This window comes from Streptomyces sp. cg35, from assembly GCF_050410835.1.
Classification (GTDB): domain Bacteria; phylum Actinomycetota; class Actinomycetes; order Streptomycetales; family Streptomycetaceae; genus Streptomyces.
The window spans coordinates 7,543,291-7,559,412 of the sequence record NZ_CP191268.1 but is presented as its reverse complement, the minus strand read 5'-3'; the positions used below and the strand labels follow the sequence as shown (position 1 = coordinate 7,559,412).

The 16,122-nt window shown below is 73.6% G+C and carries 17 protein-coding genes; 7 read left to right on the top strand and 10 right to left on the bottom strand.

The genetic code is table 11. The annotated features are described in order from the left end of the window. Positions 1-12: 12 nt before the first annotated feature. Together ACQUQD_RS34635 and ACQUQD_RS34630 are read left to right on the top strand one after the other, a co-directional pair. A complete protein-coding gene (locus tag ACQUQD_RS34635; RefSeq protein WP_428956129.1) occupies positions 13-1,341 on the top strand; it encodes an MFS transporter in 1,329 nt (442 codons plus the stop codon). Between the two features lie 65 nt (positions 1,342-1,406). After that, entirely contained in the window at positions 1,407-2,066 is a 660-nt protein-coding gene (locus tag ACQUQD_RS34630) for a DUF2238 domain-containing protein (protein ID WP_428956128.1), read from the top strand. Here the strand turns inward: ACQUQD_RS34630 and ACQUQD_RS34625 are convergent. The 4 genes from ACQUQD_RS34625 to ACQUQD_RS34610 form a co-directional block, all read right to left on the bottom strand. Further along, positions 2,053-2,919: a spermidine synthase gene (locus tag ACQUQD_RS34625; protein ID WP_428956127.1), complete on the bottom strand. Its 867-nt coding sequence runs from the start codon at positions 2,917-2,919 to the stop codon at positions 2,053-2,055. The genes ACQUQD_RS34630 and ACQUQD_RS34625 overlap by 14 nt on opposite strands. A gap of 31 nt (positions 2,920-2,950) precedes the next feature. After that, a complete protein-coding gene (locus tag ACQUQD_RS34620; protein WP_428956126.1) occupies positions 2,951-3,811 on the bottom strand; it encodes a patatin-like phospholipase family protein in 861 nt (286 codons plus the stop codon). A gap of 96 nt (positions 3,812-3,907) precedes the next feature. Beyond that, positions 3,908-5,089, bottom strand: coding sequence for an elongation factor Tu (gene tuf, locus ACQUQD_RS34615; protein ID WP_428956125.1), 1,182 nt, complete (start codon positions 5,087-5,089; stop codon positions 3,908-3,910). Positions 5,090-5,400: 311 nt separating this feature from the next. Then, a complete protein-coding gene (locus ACQUQD_RS34610) occupies positions 5,401-6,108 on the bottom strand; it encodes a DNA alkylation repair protein (protein WP_428956124.1) in 708 nt (235 codons plus the stop codon). 108 nt (positions 6,109-6,216) lie between these two features. Between ACQUQD_RS34610 and ACQUQD_RS34605 the strand changes: the two genes are divergently transcribed. Beyond that, a complete protein-coding gene (locus tag ACQUQD_RS34605) occupies positions 6,217-6,924 on the top strand; it encodes a TVP38/TMEM64 family protein (protein ID WP_428956123.1) in 708 nt (235 codons plus the stop codon). Between the two features lie 43 nt (positions 6,925-6,967). On the opposite strand, the gene ACQUQD_RS34600 is transcribed toward ACQUQD_RS34605, so the two are convergent. The 4 genes from ACQUQD_RS34600 to ACQUQD_RS34585 all read right to left on the bottom strand — a co-directional run bounded on the left by ACQUQD_RS34600 (position 6,968) and on the right by ACQUQD_RS34585 (position 11,105). Beyond that, on the bottom strand, positions 6,968-7,678 hold the full coding sequence (locus tag ACQUQD_RS34600) for a cupin domain-containing protein (RefSeq protein ID WP_428956122.1): 711 nt from the start codon (positions 7,676-7,678) through the stop codon (positions 6,968-6,970). Further along, positions 7,672-8,613 carry a PmoA family protein gene (locus ACQUQD_RS34595; protein WP_428956121.1) on the bottom strand — a complete coding sequence of 314 codons (942 nt, stop codon included), beginning with the start codon at positions 8,611-8,613 and terminating at the stop codon, positions 7,672-7,674. Before ACQUQD_RS34595 ends, ACQUQD_RS34600 begins: the two co-directional genes overlap by 7 nt. Next, positions 8,610-9,764: a Gfo/Idh/MocA family protein gene (locus tag ACQUQD_RS34590; RefSeq protein ID WP_428956120.1), complete on the bottom strand. Its 1,155-nt coding sequence runs from the start codon at positions 9,762-9,764 to the stop codon at positions 8,610-8,612. Before ACQUQD_RS34590 ends, ACQUQD_RS34595 begins: the two co-directional genes overlap by 4 nt. A 153-nt stretch (positions 9,765-9,917) precedes the next feature. After that, positions 9,918-11,105 (bottom strand): MFS transporter, encoded by a 1,188-nt coding sequence (locus ACQUQD_RS34585; RefSeq protein WP_428956119.1) that lies wholly within the window; start codon positions 11,103-11,105, stop codon positions 9,918-9,920. 70 nt (positions 11,106-11,175) lie between these two features. Here ACQUQD_RS34585 and ACQUQD_RS34580 point away from each other — a divergent pair, with 70 nt between their 5' ends. Both ACQUQD_RS34580 and ACQUQD_RS34575 read left to right on the top strand, forming a co-directional pair. Then, a complete protein-coding gene (locus ACQUQD_RS34580) occupies positions 11,176-12,159 on the top strand; it encodes an ArsR family transcriptional regulator (protein ID WP_428956118.1) in 984 nt (327 codons plus the stop codon). Positions 12,160-12,405: 246 nt separating this feature from the next. After that, on the top strand, positions 12,406-13,281 hold the full coding sequence (locus tag ACQUQD_RS34575; RefSeq protein WP_428956117.1) for an undecaprenyl-diphosphate phosphatase: 876 nt from the start codon (positions 12,406-12,408) through the stop codon (positions 13,279-13,281). 76 nt (positions 13,282-13,357) lie between these two features. Here ACQUQD_RS34575 and ACQUQD_RS34570 read toward each other — a convergent pair whose 3' ends face one another. Further along, positions 13,358-14,056 (bottom strand): vWA domain-containing protein, encoded by a 699-nt coding sequence (locus ACQUQD_RS34570; RefSeq protein WP_428956116.1) that lies wholly within the window; start codon positions 14,054-14,056, stop codon positions 13,358-13,360. Positions 14,057-14,178: 122 nt separating this feature from the next. Further along, positions 14,179-14,886: an SDR family NAD(P)-dependent oxidoreductase gene (locus ACQUQD_RS34565; RefSeq protein WP_428956115.1), complete on the bottom strand. Its 708-nt coding sequence runs from the start codon at positions 14,884-14,886 to the stop codon at positions 14,179-14,181. 102 nt (positions 14,887-14,988) lie between these two features. On the opposite strand from ACQUQD_RS34565, the gene ACQUQD_RS34560 reads away from it, so the two are divergent. Beyond that, positions 14,989-15,876 (top strand): helix-turn-helix transcriptional regulator, encoded by an 888-nt coding sequence (locus ACQUQD_RS34560; protein WP_428956114.1) that lies wholly within the window; start codon positions 14,989-14,991, stop codon positions 15,874-15,876. A gap of 58 nt (positions 15,877-15,934) precedes the next feature. After that, entirely contained in the window at positions 15,935-16,099 is a 165-nt protein-coding gene (locus ACQUQD_RS34555; protein ID WP_428956113.1) for a hypothetical protein, read from the top strand. The last annotated feature ends 23 nt before the right edge of the window (positions 16,100-16,122 follow it).

The window sequence follows — 16,122 nt, the reverse complement described above, 5'->3', positions numbered from 1 at the left end:
GATAGTCCCTCAGTGACCTCAGCCGCCGCCTCCCCGCCGTCCCGCCCGCGCCGTCGTCCCGCCTGGGCCGGACGCAACTACACCCTGCTGGCCGTCGCGGCGTTCATCACGACGCTGGGCGCGCACGGCGCGCTCATCGCGTCCGCGTTCGCCGTGCTCGACGCGGGCGGTGACGGCGGCGACGTGGGGCTGGTGGCCGCGGCCCGCACGCTGTTCCTGGTGATCTTCCTGCTGGTCGGCGGCGCGGTCGCAGACCGGCTGCCGCGCCATCATGTGATGGTCGCGGCCAACGCCCTCAACTTCCTCTCGCAGGGCGCCTTCGCGCTGCTCGTCCTGCAGGGCGAGCCGAAGCTGTGGCAGATGATGGCGCTCAGCGCGCTCGGCGGCACCGGTCAGGCCTTCTTCAACCCGGCGGCCGAGGGCATGCTGATGGCCTCGGTCACCGGCGAGCAGGCGAGCCGCGCGTTCGCGATGTTCCGGATGGGCATGTCCGGCGCCGCGGTGGGCGGGGCCGCGCTCGGCGGCGCGATGGTCGCGGCCATCGGGCCCGGCTGGGTGCTCGCGGTCGACGCGGCGGCGTTCGCGGCGGCCGGCGCGCTGCGCATGTTCCTCGACGTGAGCCACATCGCGCCGCGCGTGCCGGGCAGCGGACTGCTCGCCGACATGCGCGACGGCTGGCGGGAGTTCATCGGCCGGCCCTGGCTGTGGACGATCGTCGCCCAGTTCTCGGTGGTCGTCGCCGTGGTGGGCGCCGCCGAGTCGGTGTTCGGGCCGCTGGTGGCGCGCGACGAGCTGGGCGGGGCCGGGCCCTGGGGCCTGGCGCTCGGCGCGTTCGGCGTCGGCACGATCCTCGGCGGTCTGCTCATGATGCGGTGGAAACCGCGGCGGCTGCTGTTCGCCGCGACGCTGTCGGTGTTCTCGCTGGCCCTGCCGTCGGCCGCGCTGGCGGTCCCGGTGCCGATCGGTGTCCTGGTCGCCGTGATGTTCGTCAGCGGCGTCACGATCGAGATCTTCGGCGTCTCCTGGATCACCGCGCTGCACCAGGAGATCCCCGAGGAGAAGCTCTCCCGCGTCTCGGCCTACGACTGGTTCGGGTCCGTGGCGATGGTGCCCCTGGCGACGGCGCTCGCCGGTCCCGCGGAGTCGGCGTTCGGCCGGACCCCGTCGCTGTGGGGCTGCGCGGCCCTGGTCGTACTGGCCACGTCGGCGGTCCTGTTCGTGCCGGACGTCCGCAATCTGCGCCGCAGGGAGACGGTCGAGGTCATGGCGTCGCCGGAGCCGGTACCCGCGCCGAGTCCCGTGGCGGAGACTCCCGTACTCGGGCGGACCCCGGCTGAGTAGCCGTACCCATACGGGCACCACCGGGGCCCGCCCATGATGGCGGGACCCGACCAAGGAGCCCTGCCGTGCCCGAGCCCGTCCTCGCCCTGCCCGCGCGTCCCCCGGTGTCCGGGCGGCGCACGCCCCGCGTGTCCCTGCCGGCCGTGCTCCTCGTGGCCGTCGTGGCGGGCCTCGCGCTCTCCGCATGGCACGCGCACGACACGACGACCTGGTTCCTGGAGACGGTCTGGGTCATGGTCGGGCTGCCGCTGCTCGTGCTGACCCGGCGGCGTTTCCCCCTCACGCCTGTGCTGTACTGCCTGCTCGCGGCCCACGCGTTCGTGCTCATGCTGGGCGGCCACTACACGTACGCGCAGGTCCCGCCGGGCGACTGGGTACGGGACTGGTTCGGGCTCGACCGCAATCCCTACGACCGGTTCGGGCATCTGATGCAGGGCTTCGTCCCGGCCGTCCTGGTGCGGGAGCTGCTCAGCCGGACGTCACCGCTGCGCGGCAGCCGCTGGCTGGCGCCCCTGACCGTGTGCGCGTGCCTCGCCTTCAGCGCGGTCTTCGAGCTGTTCGAGTGGGCCGCCGCGGTGATCGGCGGACACGCGGCCGATGACTTCCTCGCGACCCAGGGCGATGTCTGGGACACCCAGTGGGACATGTTCTGCGCGCTGATCGGGGCGAGTGTCTCGCTGCTGCTGCTCCGTCGCGCCCACGACCGGCAGCTCAGCCGACGCTGAACGAGCCGCCCGGCGGCTCCGGGGAGGGCACCGCGTCCGCGTCGGCGACGGGCCGGGCGTCGCCGACGAAGCGGCGCAGCCCGTCCCCGTGCTCGACCCGCGCCGGGAACGCGTCCCGGGCGGTGCGCCGGGCCAGCTCCGCCACGTCCGGCTCGGTGTCCGAGGCGACGAGCACGGCGTTGCCGAACCGCCGGCCGCGCAGCACCGACGGCTCCGCGATCAGGGCGACCTGCGCGAACGCGGCCGAGAACGTGGCCAGTTGGGAGCGCAGGAACGTGAACGGCGCCCCGTCCGCGAGGTTCGCCGCGTAGCTGCCGCCCGGCCGCAGCACCCGGGCCGCCTCCTGCGCGTACGCCTGCGTCGTCAGATGCGCGGGCACCCGCGAGCCGCCGAACACATCGGCCACGAGCACGTCCACGGAGCCGTCCGGCACCGTCTCCAGCCACTGCCGGGCGTCGGCGCCGTGCACGGCGATGTCCGCGCCGGGCGGCAGCGGAAGGTGCTCGGCGACCAGGGCGAGCAGCGCCCGGTCCGCCTCCACGACGTGCTGCCGGGACCCGGGCCGGGTCGCGGCGACGTACCGGGGCAGGGTGAGCGCGCCGCCGCCGAGGTGCAGCACGTCGAGCGGCCGCCCGTCCGGCGCCGCGCAGTCGAGGACGTGCCCGAGGCGGCGCGCGTACTCGAACTCCAGGTGCGCCGGTTCGTCGAGGTCGACGTAGGACTGCGGCGCTCCGTCGACGGTGAGCAGCCAGGCCCGGTCGCGGTCCACGTCGGGCAGCAGTTTCGCGGTGCCGTGGTCGACGGCACGGGTGACGGGGATCGGCTCGGGGTCGGGTGCGTTCACGTGCCCCATTGTGCCGGGGCCGCCGGGGGTCCGTGCCGCGTCAGCCGCTCCCCCAGGTGCGCCGCGCCTCCTCGGCGTGCGCGGCGGCCTGCGCGAGGCCCGCGCGGGCGGCCGGTGCGCGGCACGCCGGGTCGAGGCTGTTGGTGCCGAAGGCGCGGCGGGCGGCGCGGTCCGGGGTGACGAGGGTGACGTGGGCGCCGGCCGCGGCGAGCCGGGCGGCCTGGGTGCGGGCCGCGTGCAGGACGCCCCCGCCGGCCGCTATGGGCGCGATGACGACGACCCGTTCGTGGCCCTCGGCCAGCTGGGCGTTGGCGGGGGAACGCGTCCCGCCGTCGATCCAGCGTGCGGCCTCGATGGTGACCGGGGGCCAGACGCCGGGCACGGCGCAGCTCGCCGCGACGGCGTCGACGAGGCCGACGCCGCAGCTCCCGTCGAAGACGCGGAACTCACCGGTGCTCGCCTGGACCGCGGTGACGAGCAGGCGGCGGGGCGGCCAGTCGTGCGACAGGAGGCGGCCCGCGATCACGGAGCGCCGGGTCGCCTCGTCGGGGGTCCGGGCGGCCAGGGCCATGCGCCCGAGCTTGCGCCCGTAGGCCTCGACGGTGCGCGAGGACAGCGCGGCGCGCGCGTAGCGGAAGGTCGCGCTCACGCCGAACGAGCCGGTCAACTCCCCTGTAGGTGGGGCCAATTGACGTTCGTACAGGGCTGCCGTGGTCAGTTTTCCGGAGGTGAGCTGCGCGCCGACGATCGCGCCCGCGGACGTGCCGATCACAGTGTCGGCGTCGCTCAGGTCGACGCCGGCCCGTGCGAGTCCGTGCAGGATCCCGGAGATCCAGCCGATGCCGGCGAGCCCGCCGCCACCGAGTACGAGTGCCGTGCCCGCCACCGCGACCTCCGTCATGACCTTCGGGTGCACCGTCGAATTCGTCGTGTCCCGGTCAGTGTGACGTACGGAGGTGTGCGGCCGGGACCCATCGGTCCCGGCCGCGCACCGGTCTCACACGACGTCCGTCACCGTGCCCGCGCCGACGGTGCGCCCGCCCTCGCGGATCGCGAAGCCGAGCCCGGGCTCCAGCGGCACGTCGCGGCCGAGCTCCACCGTCATGGTGACGGTGTCGCCGGGCCGGGCGACGGCCGTGTCACCGAGGTCGACGTCCCCGACCACGTCCGCGGTCCGCAGATAGAACTGCGGCCGGTAACCGGTGGCGACGGGGGTGCTGCGGCCGCCCTCCGCCGCCGACAGCACGTACACCTGGGCGGTGAAGCGCCGGGCGGGCCGCACGCTGCCGGGCTCCGCGACGATGTGGCCGCGTCGCACCGCGTCGCGTGGCACCCCGCGCAGCAGCAGCGCCACGTTGTCCCCGGCCTGCGCCTCGTCCATCGGCTTGCCGAAGGTCTCCAGGCCGGTGACGACGGTCTCCCCTTCCTTGAGCGCGTCGGCGCCGTGGACGCGGACCCGGTCGCCGACGCGGATCCGGCCGCGCTCGACGGCCCCGGTGACGACGGTGCCGCGCCCGCTGATGGTCATGACGTTCTCGACCGACAGCAGGAACGGCGCGTCCACGTACCGCTCGGGCATCGGGACGTACGTGTCCACCGCGTCGAGCAGCGCCTCGATCGCCGCCTCCCACCGCGGGTCCCCCTCGAGGGCCTTGAGCCCGGAGACCCGGACGACGGGGACGGAGTCGCCGCCGTAGCCGTGCGCGGTCAGCAGCTCGCGCACCTCCAGCTCGACGAGGTCGGTGAGCTCCTCGTCACCGGCGTCCGCCTTGTTGATCGCCACGACGATGTGGTCGACGCCCACCTGCCGCGCGAGCAGTACGTGTTCGGCGGTCTGCGGCATGATCCCGTCGAGCGCGGACACGACGAGGATCGCCCCGTCGAGCTGGGCCGCTCCGGTGACCATGTTCTTGACGTAGTCGGCGTGACCGGGCATGTCCACGTGCGCGTAGTGGCGGGTGTCGGTCTCGTACTCGACGTGCGCGATGTTGATGGTGATGCCGCGCTGCGCCTCCTCGGGCGCCTTGTCGATCCGGTCGAACGGCACGAAGCTGCTCGCGCCGCGCGCGGCGAGCACCTTGGTGATGGCGGCGGTCAGGGTCGTCTTGCCGTGGTCGACATGGCCCATGGTGCCGATGTTCAGGTGCGGCTTGGTGCGCACGTATGCCGTCTTGGGCATGGCTGGGTGGTCCCTTCGGGAACATCCGAGTCACCGCGTCTGCGTCACTCGGACAGGCAATGGCCTCCTGCGGGAGGCGGGGACCCCTGATCCGTACCGACCCTCCCCCTGCGGGGTCCGCCGGAATGTCCGGAGAGGGTCAGCTTCGCGCGCCGTCGACGGCTGCTGCGAGGAAGACGGCAGCCTGAGCAGCGTCCGCGACTGCGGACGGAGCTGCGAGGTAGGCGTGCCGGAACATGTGCAGATCATCGCCGACGGGACGCCGCCCGTCGAATGGTTTTCCGTGCCCCGCGCGGCAGTTGCTCAGCCGGTCACGGTCCTACGTTCTTGAGGGCCTCCCGCACCGAGAGCGGCGCGAGCTCGCCTCGGTGCGCGGCGACGAAGGACCGTACGGCGTCGGCGTCGGTCTTCGCGTACTCGCGCAGGCTCCAGCCGATGGCTTTGCGGATGAAGAAGTCGGGGTGGCCCGCCTGCCGGAGGCAGTACGCGAACAAGCGGTCCGCGTCCGTGGACTCCTTGTACCGGAGCTGGTGCAGGAGCGCGGTCCTGGCCACCCACAGGTCGGGGTCCTCGATCCACGCGTCCATGTCGGCGGTGAGCTTCGCGTCGGCGGCGACGAGCCCGCCCACGACGTGCGCGGCGAGGGCGTCGACGGTGTCCCACCACGGCACGGTCGTGACCAGCTGCCTGGCGACGGGGAGGAAGCCGGACGACAGGCGGCGTACATGGCGGCGCAGCCAGTCGACGGCGAAGTACGCGTACTCGCGCTCGGGCAGTGCCCAGCAGCGCAGTGCGACGGCGGTGAGGTCGGCCTCGTCGGGCCGTGGTGTCCCCTCCAGCACGGCCTTGGACAGTTCCCTGCGCACGGGCGAGGTGAGCCCGAGGAAAGGGGCGACGTCCTTCATGTACGCGCGCATCTGCGCGGCCCGCTCCGGGTCGGCCGCCGCTCCGTAGACGACGGGAAGCCGGTCGAGGACGGTGTCGGCGAGAGTGCTGGGCGGCGGCGTGGTGACGGGCACGTGGCCCTCCCTCGGGACATTGCTGTGCGGGGAAAAGTGAGGAGAACTACTGGAAAAGTGAGACACAACCTACGGCGATCTTATGTATCCGTCGGTTAGTCTCCCCGGATGTTCGAACCCGTCCCCGCTCGTCCCGCCGGCCTCGCCGCGCGCTGCACCAGGGCTCTGCTCTCGCCCTGGTCGAGGCTGTCGCTCCTGCTGGTGCTGCTGGCCGCGGGGGCGACGTGCGTGCTGCTCTTCGAGCCGCAGCGGATCCTGGCGGACGGATGGCCGCCCGAGGTGGGCGGTGCGGCAGCGGTGGTGCTGTTCGCGGTGGCCTACGGGGTGTGCACGGTCGCGTTCGTCCCGCGTCCGCTCCTGAACCTGGCGGCGGGCGCCCTCTTCGGCTCGCAGCTGGGCCTGGTCGGGGCGCTCGGCGGGACCGTGCTCGGCGCGGGCATCGCCTTCGGGCTCGGCCGGGTGCTGGGCCAGGACGCGCTGCGCCCGCTGCTGCGCGGCCGCTGGCTGAAGGCGGCGGACGGCCAGCTGAGCCGGCACGGCTTCCGCTCGATGCTCGCGGCCCGGCTGTTCCCCGGTGTCCCGTTCTGGGCGGCCAACTACTGCGCGTCGATCTCCCGGATGAGCTGGAGTGCGTTCCTGCTCGCCACGGCCCTGGGCTCGATCCCGAACACGGCGGCGTACGTGGTGGCGGGCGCCCGCGCCTCGACGCCCACGTCCCCGGCGTTCCTGATCGCGATGGGCTTCATCACGGTCACGGGCCTGGCGGGCGCGGTGGTGGCCTGGCTCAAGCGCCACAAGCTGCGCGGCAACGCGTAAGGACGCAGCCGGACCACCACCCGCACCCCAGGTCCCGCGGGATTCAGTCGGTCCGGTACACGTCCAGCCGGCCGCACATCCCGAACTTCCCGCGCGCGGAAGGCGCCTCGGACCGCACCACGGCGTCCGCGAGATGCCCGGCGTCGCCGGCGGCGAGCCGGTCGAGCTGGTGGCCGGTCGCGGCGGACGCGGCGGCGGCACCCCGCTCCCACCGGTCGCGCCACGCGGCGAGCCGGTGCCGGACGAGCGCGGCCGCCGCCTCGTGGAAGGCGGGGAGCTCCTTCGGGTTCTCGCGCAGCCGCAGGTACCCCTCGATCGCGAGGTCGCGCCGGGCCCGCGCCACCCGCTCCTGCTCCTCCTCGGGGGCGTCGGCCGGGATGGCCGTGGCGGCGGCGTACGTCTCGGGGTCGGTCAGGTGGGCGGGCGGCAGCGTGAGCACCGCGTCGCCCGCCTCGGGCAGCCCGCTGTTCTGCATCAGGACGACGATCCGCAGGCCCCCGTCCTCGTTGACCAGCCGATGGATGGTGCCCGGCGTGAACCAGGCGACGGTGCCCGCCGTCAGCGGCGTCCGCTCGGCCCCGGCGGCGGTCAGCGTCTGGACGGCGCCGCTGCCCGCCGTGACGACGTACCCTTCGCTGCACGTCAGGTGCATGTGCGGGGTGCCGCCGCGCAGCCCGTCGGCGGCGGGCCAGTCGTACACCGACAGATGCGAGACCGCGACCCCGCCGGGCAGTCCTTCGTACGGGCTCACCACGGGTGCTCCGCCAGGTACTTGGCGATCTCCTCGCGCTCCCATGCCCCGTCGGCGACGACGACGCGGTAGCGGTGGGTGAGGGTGGCGCCGGGTTCCAGGACGAGTTCGTCGTAGTAGGCGAAGGACGGAGCCACCGCGGCGAACGGGTCGTTGCGCACGAACCAGTGCGCCGGGTGGGCGCCCCGCTCCCCCGCGTGGTCGTTCTCCAGGGCGTGTTCGAAGACGAGCGTGGCGTGTCCGTCGGCGCCGTCGTGCTCCGCGCTGTACGCGAGCCAGGGCGCCTGCGTCCCCATGACCTCGGGCCCTTCGGCGTCGGCCGTCAGGATCCGGCCGTCACGGAAGGCGCGCGGTCCGCGCCAGAACAGGCCGGTGTAGCCCGCGAGTTCACGGCCGTGGGTGGTGGGGCTGCCGAAGCGGAGCGGTTCGGCGCGGCGGTTGGTGACGGCGCTGGTCCAGGTCAGCGTCCAGGACCCGGCGGCCGGGTCGACGTCGCGCACCTCGACGCGGCGGGACTCCTCGGCCCACAGCGCACCGTCGTGGGGATGCCAGGTCAGCCGCTCGGCGATGACGGCGGTCCCGTCCGCGCGGGCGGCGATCTCGTCGAAACCGGCGTGCGCCATGGAGCCGACGCGTTCGGGCAGGGCCAGGTAACCCTCGCCGTGTACATAGGAGTTGCCGCCCCACAGGTTCTGCCCCGAGAGGTGGGAGGCGGTCATCTGAAGGCCCTTGTGCCAGCGGTGGTCGTTGGGCCGGTAGTCGGTGACGACGTGGCCGCCCAGCGTCCTGATGGGGTGGAGGTACGGCTTCGGGGCCTCCCAGGCGGCCTCGGGGCGGTGGACGTACGCGAACAGGTCGACGCCGGTGGTGGGCTCGGTGACGGTGACGCGGTCGCCGTGGGCGTGGACGAGGCGCAGCGGGCTCGGCTCGGTGGTCATGCGGTGGCCTCCTGGAGGGGCGCCCAGCCGGGGGCGTCGCCGTGCAGTGCGGTGTAGTACGGGTCGCCGGGGCCGATCTCGCCGGCGCGGACGGTGACGTCGGTGAACGCGGACTTGTAGAGCGCGGAGATCAGCTCCAGGCTGGTGCGCCCGTCGGGGCCGCTGCTGCGGGGGCGTTCGCCCGCGCGCATCGACGCGATCAGTGCGCGCAGCTGGGCGAGGTGGGAGCTGGGGACGTCGGTGCCGAAGTCCTGCCAGGAGGCGGCGAGTTCATCGGGTACGTCGCGGGCGGGGGTGACGGTCCAGTCCGCGTTCTTGTAGCCGTACAGATGGGTCAGTTCCACAGTGGCGCGCTCGCAGTCGATGCGGATGCGGCTGACCTCGTCGGGGCTGAGGACGCTGTTGACGACGGTGGCCAGGGCGCCGCTCTCGAAGCGGACGAGGGCGGTCGACACGTCCTCGGTCTCCACGTCGTGCACGAGCCGCCCGGCCATGGCCCGCACCTCGGACCAGCGGCCGAGGAGGTCGAGCAGCAGATCCATCTGGTGGATCCCGTGGCCCATGGCGGGGCCGCCGCCCTCGGTGGCCCAACGGCCGCGCCAGGGAACGGAGTAGTAGGCGGTGTCACGGTGCCAGGTGGTCTGGCAGTGGGCGACGAGCGGTCGTCCGACCTCGCCCTTGGCGAGCAGGTCCCGCACATGGTGCGCGCCCGAGCCGAAGCGGTGCTGGAACACGATGGCCGCGTACGGCCCGCCCTGCGCGCCCTCGGCCGCCTCGATGGCGTCGAACTCCGCCAGGGACGGTGTCGGCGGCTTCTCGCACCACACCCAGGCGCCGGACTCCAGGGCGGCGACGGTCTGTTCGCGGTGCAGGGTGGGCGGGGTGCAGACGGTGACGAGGTCGGGCCGCTGCTCGTCGAGCATGCGCCGCAGGTCGGTGTACGGGTGCGGGATCGCGCCGTCCGCGCAGAACCGGCGGACGGCGTCGTCGTCGATGTCGACGGCCGCGACGACCTCCAGCTCGCCCTCGGCGGCGAGCTGCTGGAGGGCCGGCAGATGGCTGCCGCGGGCGATGCCGCCGGCGCCGATGACGGCGGCCTTGAGGCGGTGGGTGCGGGGACCGGAGCGATCTGGTGCGGGTGCGCTGCGCATGGGCGCGTTCAACACTCCATCGGGGTGCGGTGGCAGGACCTGACGCGTGGGGGCGGCGCCGCGTAGCAAGCGCTTTCCCCCCGTCGACGCTAAGCGGGTGGGGCGACGGGGGTCAACAGGGCGTGGGCGGTTGGTCAGGTCCCCACCGGACGTTCACGGAACCGCCGTCCGGGGCTCGGGGCCCTCCACCCGGCGCAGGCCGGGCGCCAGCGCGAGCGTGACGGCCAGCGATCCGGCCGCGAGGGCCGTCATGGCCGTCGCCGGCGACGTGACCTGGGCCAGCGCCCCCGCGAGGAGCGCCGCGATCCCTTGCGCCGAAAGCATCCCAGCGGTGTGCAACCCGAGGGCGTGCCCGCTCAGTTCGTCCGGGGTCAGCGCCACCAGGCGCTCCTGGAGGAGCAGGCTCGCCGCGTAGCCGACGGAGGCGCACGCCACCGCGAACGCGGCCACCGGCAGCGCGGGGCGCACCGCGAACACCAGGTACGGCGCGGCGAGGAGCAGCCGCAGCGGCGCCCCGAGCCGGCCCCGCAGGCGTGCGGGCACGAAGCGTCCGGCGAGCGTGTCACCGGCGAGCATGCCGAGCGCGGCGGCGGCGAGCAACAGGCCCGCGTGCGCGGGGTCGTAGGGGACGAACAGGGCCTCGCAGCCGACGATCAGCCCGTTCGGCACCCAGAGGGCCAGGTACACGTACCGGCGCGGTCGTGACGACCACAGGAGCGCGTTGCCGCGCAGCGTCGCCGCGGCCGACGGGCGGCCGGTGGCCCGTGCCGCGCGCCGGGCCAGGCCCCGGCGGGCCACCGCCGCCGACAGGCCGTACAGGCCCGCGGCGATCAGCAGGGTGCCGCGCGGGGACAGGGCCTGCACCAGGGCGCCGCCGATCGCGTACCCGAGGATCTGGCAGGTGCCGGTGCTCATGTTCAGCACGGAGCGGCCGAGCAGGTAGCCGTCGCGGTCGAGGATGTCGGTGAGCAGGCCGTAGCGGACGCCGCCGCCCAGCGCCGCGGGCACGCCCTGCGCCAGCACGAGGGCGAGCGCGGCCGCGGTCGGCAGGCCGGGCGCGGCCTGGGCGGCGGTGGCGAGGCCCAGGAACAGCGACAGTCCGGCGAGGGCCGCGCGCGGCGGCAGCCGGTCCGCCGCCGACAACAGGGTGAACGCGCCCACGACCTGGGCGAGGGCGGGCCCGAACATGGCGAGCGCGGACAGCAGCGCCGACCCCGTCGCGGCATAGACGAGCGAGCCGAGCGCCAGGCCGGCCACCGTCTGGGCGGCGACCTGGAGCGAGCAGGCGAGGAAGAAGGGCGGGTACTCCGGCGTGCTGAACAGGTCGCGGTAGGTACGCATGGGTGGAGGCTGCGGGGCCGCGGCGGACGGACGTTAATGTTTCGCGGACCGGCGAAACGAGGGAGGCTCCGTGGGCGTCTGGCAGGTCGACGCGGACACTCTGGCCGGCAGTCGGTTCGTGGTGTCGTCGCTGGCGGAGACGACCGCGAGCCTGAAGAAGCTGGCGGATCCCGCCGCCGCGCACCCCGGCGAACGGCAGTGGCTGGACACGTACCTGCCCGCCTACCGCGCGCGGCTGGCCGCGGACCGGGTGACGGCGCTGCTGGTGGACGCCGTGTTCGGGGCGACGTGGAACGCGGACTTCGTCACGCCCACCCCGGCCGGGCTGCGCGCGCTCGACCTGGCCGACGGACTCGCCCGGATCCGTGCCACGCCACCGGACCGCGTACGCGCCGATCTCGCCGTCTCCTGCCCCGGCCCGCTGCCCGCCGCGCTGGCCCGCGCCGACGATCTCGCGGAGCGCACCGCCGCGCTCCTGGAGTGGGTGTGGCGGGAGACCGTACGGCCGCAGTGGCCGCGGCGGCGCCGGGTCATCGAGGCCGATGTCGTCGCGCGGACCCGGGAGATGACGGTCGGCGGCTGGGCGGCGGCGTTCGGCGCGCTGCGCCCCACCATGCGCTGGCTGGGCGACGGGCGCCTGCGGGTCAACGCGCACGACTATCCGCCGCAGGACATCTCCGGGGCCGAGCTGCTGTTCGTGCCCGTCACCCCGCAGCAGGGCTGGTTCTCCTGGGAGACGGCCGCGAACCGGTACGCCGTGGTCTATCCGTGCGCGGGCGCCCTCGCCGACGCGGGAAGGGCGGCGCCGCCCTCGGGGCTCGCCACGCTGCTCGGCCCGTCGCGCGCGCAGGTCCTCGTGCTGCTCGACCATCCCCTGACGACCACCCAGCTGGTCGCCCTGACCGGCCAGGGGCTCGGCTCGGTCGGCCGCCATCTGAAGGTGCTGCTCGACGCCCGCCTCGTACGGCGCCGCCGCGCGGGCCGCTCGGTGCTCTACTACCGCGCTCCGGCCGGGGACGCGCTGCTGGCGGCGCAGCGGGAGACCGGCGGCTAGGTGTCGTTGTCCTGTGCCGGTGAGCGGGGACAACGCCGCTGGTGTGGGTGCCAGACCCCGCGCCCGCGACAGGATCCGCCGGACAGGTCCTGGGCCTGTCCGGCCGCCCCCGTGGCAGCCCCGTCACTTTCGGGCGCTACGCTGCCCTCGCACGCGCCCGCGGCCCTGGCCCCGGGAGCTCGCAGACCCTTCTCCGGACCGCGTTCGCGGCCGGTTCCACCCGCACCCTGGATCGCGTATCTCCCCATGTCTTGGTTCGAATCGTTCATTCTGGGACTCGTCCAGGGGCTGACGGAGTTCCTCCCGATCTCGTCGAGCGCCCATCTCCGCCTCACCGCCGCCTTCGCGGGGTGGACCGATCCGGGCGCCGCCTTCACGGCGATCACCCAGCTCGGCACGGAGACCGCGGTGGTGATCTTCTTCCGCAAGGACATCGCGCGGATCATCTCCGCGTGGTTCCGGTCGCTGACCGACCGGAGCATGCGCGGCGACCACGACGCCCAGATGGGCTGGCTCGTGATCGTGGGCTCGATCCCGATCGGCGTGCTCGGCGTGACGTTCAAGGACCAGATCGAGGGCCCGTTCCGCGACCTGCGCCTGACGGCGACGACGCTGATCGTGATGGGCATCGTCCTCGGCGTGGCCGACCGTCTCGCGGCCCGTGACGAGACGGGCGGACGGCACCGGGCCATCCGTACCCGCAAGGAGCTCAAGGACCTCTCCGTCAAGGACGGCCTGATCTACGGCCTCTGCCAGGCAATGGCCCTGATCCCCGGCGTCTCCCGGTCCGGTGCGACGATCAGCGGCGGCCTCTTCCTCGGGTACACCCGCGAGTCGGCCGCCCGCTACTCGTTCCTCCTGGCCATCCCGGCGGTGCTCGCCTCCGGCGTCTTCGAACTCAAGGACGCGACCGAAGGCGGCCACGTCTCGTGGGGCCCGACGATCTTCGCGACGCTGATCGCGTTCGGCGTGGGCTACGCGGTGATCTCGTGGCTCATGAAGTTCATCTCGACCAAGAGCTTCATGCCGTTCGTGTACTACCGGATCGCGCTGGGCATCGCCCTGTTCGTGCTGGTCAGCGTGGGTGTGCTGAGCCCGCACGCCGCGGAGTCGGCCGGGTAGTGCCGCCCGGTGAGCGGCAGTCGTCTCCGCGCCTGGCAGCGACTGCGGCTTCACGGGGCGACTCTCCTTGCCGCGTTCAGGCGATGATCCCGGCGGCGCTCGCGGCCCGCAGCCAGTCGGGGAACTCGCCCATCAGCCGGTCGTAGAGGACCCCGTCGGGGATGGTCTTGGGGTCCTTCCCGGCGGCGAAGAACCCGGCGTTGTCGACGACGCGCTTCTCGGGGACGGCGAGTTCGTCGAGCTTGCGCAGGAAGTCGAACCTGTCCTTGCCGTAGCCGACGAACTGCCAGAACAGCGGCAGCTCGGCGGCCTTGCACAGGGTCTGTTCGGCGGCGCGACGGGAGTCGGGTGAGCCGTCGGTCTGGAAGATGACGAACGCGGGCGCCGTCGATTCGCTGTCGAGGTAGTGGTCGATGACGGCGTCCATGGCGGCCGCGTAGTTGGTGGTGCCCATGTGCCCGTACTTCTTGTGGAGTTCGGCGATCCGGCCCTGGTAGTTGTCGAGGCTGATGTCGACGGCCTCATGGGCGTCGGTGTCGAAGAAGACGGTCGGGACGATGCCGTCGTCGTCCAGGTTCGCGGACAGGGCCAGCGCCTGCTCGGCGAGGTGCTGCATGCTGCCGTTCTTGTAGTAGCGGTGCATGCTGCCCGAGCGGTCCAGCACCAGGTAGACGGCGGCCTGCCGGCCGGCGAGTCCCTGCTTGCGCAGCGAGACGGCGGCGGTCTTGGCGAGGCTGACGAGCCCGGCGGGAACCTTCTCGAAATCGGTCGGCATACGGAGTCTCCTTGCGTGGCGGTGCCATGGTTGACGACTCCTGAGGGCCAGAGGTTGCACTCACCGCTGAAGTGATTCGGTGGAACGGAGCTCCTCGGCGACGGGCGGTCCGGCCCGGCCCGTCACCAGTCGACAGGCCCGTGCGCGTCGAAGTACCCGCCCGTCGGCCCGTCCGGTCCCACCTGTGCCATCCGCACGATGATCTCGGCGCCCTCCTCGACGGTCTGGACGCCGGTGTTGCCGTTGAGGTCGGTCTTGGTGAAGCCCGGCTCGACGGAGTTGATCCGGATCTCCGGGAACGCCTTCGCGTACTGCACCGTGAGCATGTTCACCGCGGTCTTGGAGGCCGGGTAGGCGATGCCGGGGTAGCCGTACGCCGGGGCCGTGGGGTCGGTGACCAGGGCCATCGAGCCGAGGCCGCTGCTGACGTTCACGATGACGGGCGCGGTGGAGCGGCGCAGCAGGGGCAGGAAGGCGTGGGTGACGCGCAGCGTGCCGAAGAGGTTCGTCTCGAACAGCGGGCGCAGGGTGTCGACGGTCTCGTCGGCGGGGGCGACGATGCCGTTCCCGTCGGTGCGGCCCTCGATACCGGCGTTGTTGACGAGTACGTCGAGGCCGCCGTCGGTGTCGAGGGTGCGCGCCGCCGCCTCGACGGACGCGTCGTCGGTGACGTCGATGACGACATGGCGCGCGCCGAGCTCCGCGGCGGCGCGGCGCCCGCGCTCCGCGTCGCGGCTGCCCAGGTAGACGGTGTGTCCCGCGGCGACGAGGCGGCGGGCGGTTTCGCGGCCGAGGCCCTTGTTGGCTCCGGTGATGAGTGTCGTGGTCATGGGTCCAGCTTCCGTCCAGGGCGCCGGACCAGCCAGGAGTCCGGTCTTCCTGGGACTCCCGGTACCAGGAAGACCGGTGCCGGACGGGGCACAGTGGAGGGTATGGCGAGTGCGGAGTTCGGGGCCTTCGGGGATGCGGTGCGGCGCTGGCGGGACCGGATCCCGCCCGAGTCGGCGGGGATCACGGCGGTGGGGCAGCGGCGCGCGGCCGGGCTGCGCCGCGAGGAGCTGGCCCTGCTGGCCGGGATCTCCGCGGACTACGTCACCCGGCTGGAACAGGGCCGGGCCACCCGTCCCTCGGACCAGGTCGTGGAGGCGCTCGCCCGCGCCCTGCGGCTGTCCGTCGCCGAGCGCGCGCACCTGTTCCGGCTCGCCGGCCTGGCGCCGCCCGGTCCCGACACGGTGCCCGCCACGCTCACGCCGAGCGTGCACCGGCTGCTGCAGCGGCTGGCGGGCACGCCCGTCGCGGTGTTCGACGCGGCGTGGACGCTGCTCCTCGCGAACCCGCTGTACTCGGCGCTGCTGGGCGAGCGCCCCGACTGGCGCGGCCACGGGCGCAACGGCGTGTGGTGGACGTTCCTCGGGCCGCCGGGCCGCGTGCGGCAGAGCCCGGCGGCGCGGCGTGCGATGGAGTCGGCCCTGGTGTCCGACCTGCGCACGACCGCGGGCCGCTACCCGTCCGATCCGCGCCTCGCGGAACTGGTCGCCGAGCTGCGGGCGAAGAGCCCCCGGTTCGCCGAGCTGTGGGAGTCGGGGTCCGTCGGCCGGCACGAGGCGGCGCGCAAGACGGTCGAGCACCCCGGGGTGGGCCCGCTGACGCTGGACTGCGACATCCTCACGGTCGCGGGCGACGACCTGCGCGTCATGGTCTACACCGCCGAGCCGGGCACCCCGGACGCGGACCGGCTGACGCTGCTGGCGACGACGGCGGCGACCGCCCTCGCCCACGCGTCCGCGGACACCGGCTCCGGTACGGAATCGATCACTTGAAGCAAGCGGTTGCTCGCTCAGGGTTCCCAGGCGGCCGTCTCGCCACTAGCTTTGACGCATGCCTCCAGTCACGCCTTGTTCCGTGCGGTCCGCCGCCGAGGTGAACGAGCAGATCCGGGGCCTGTGGCTGCGCGCGGGCGGACGGCTCAGCGCCGAGCAGCGCGCGCAGTACGAGCTGCTCGTGTCGGAGTGGGCCGAGGCGGTCCGCGCCGAGGTCCCCTGACCGGGGCGGGCGACAGGCCCTGA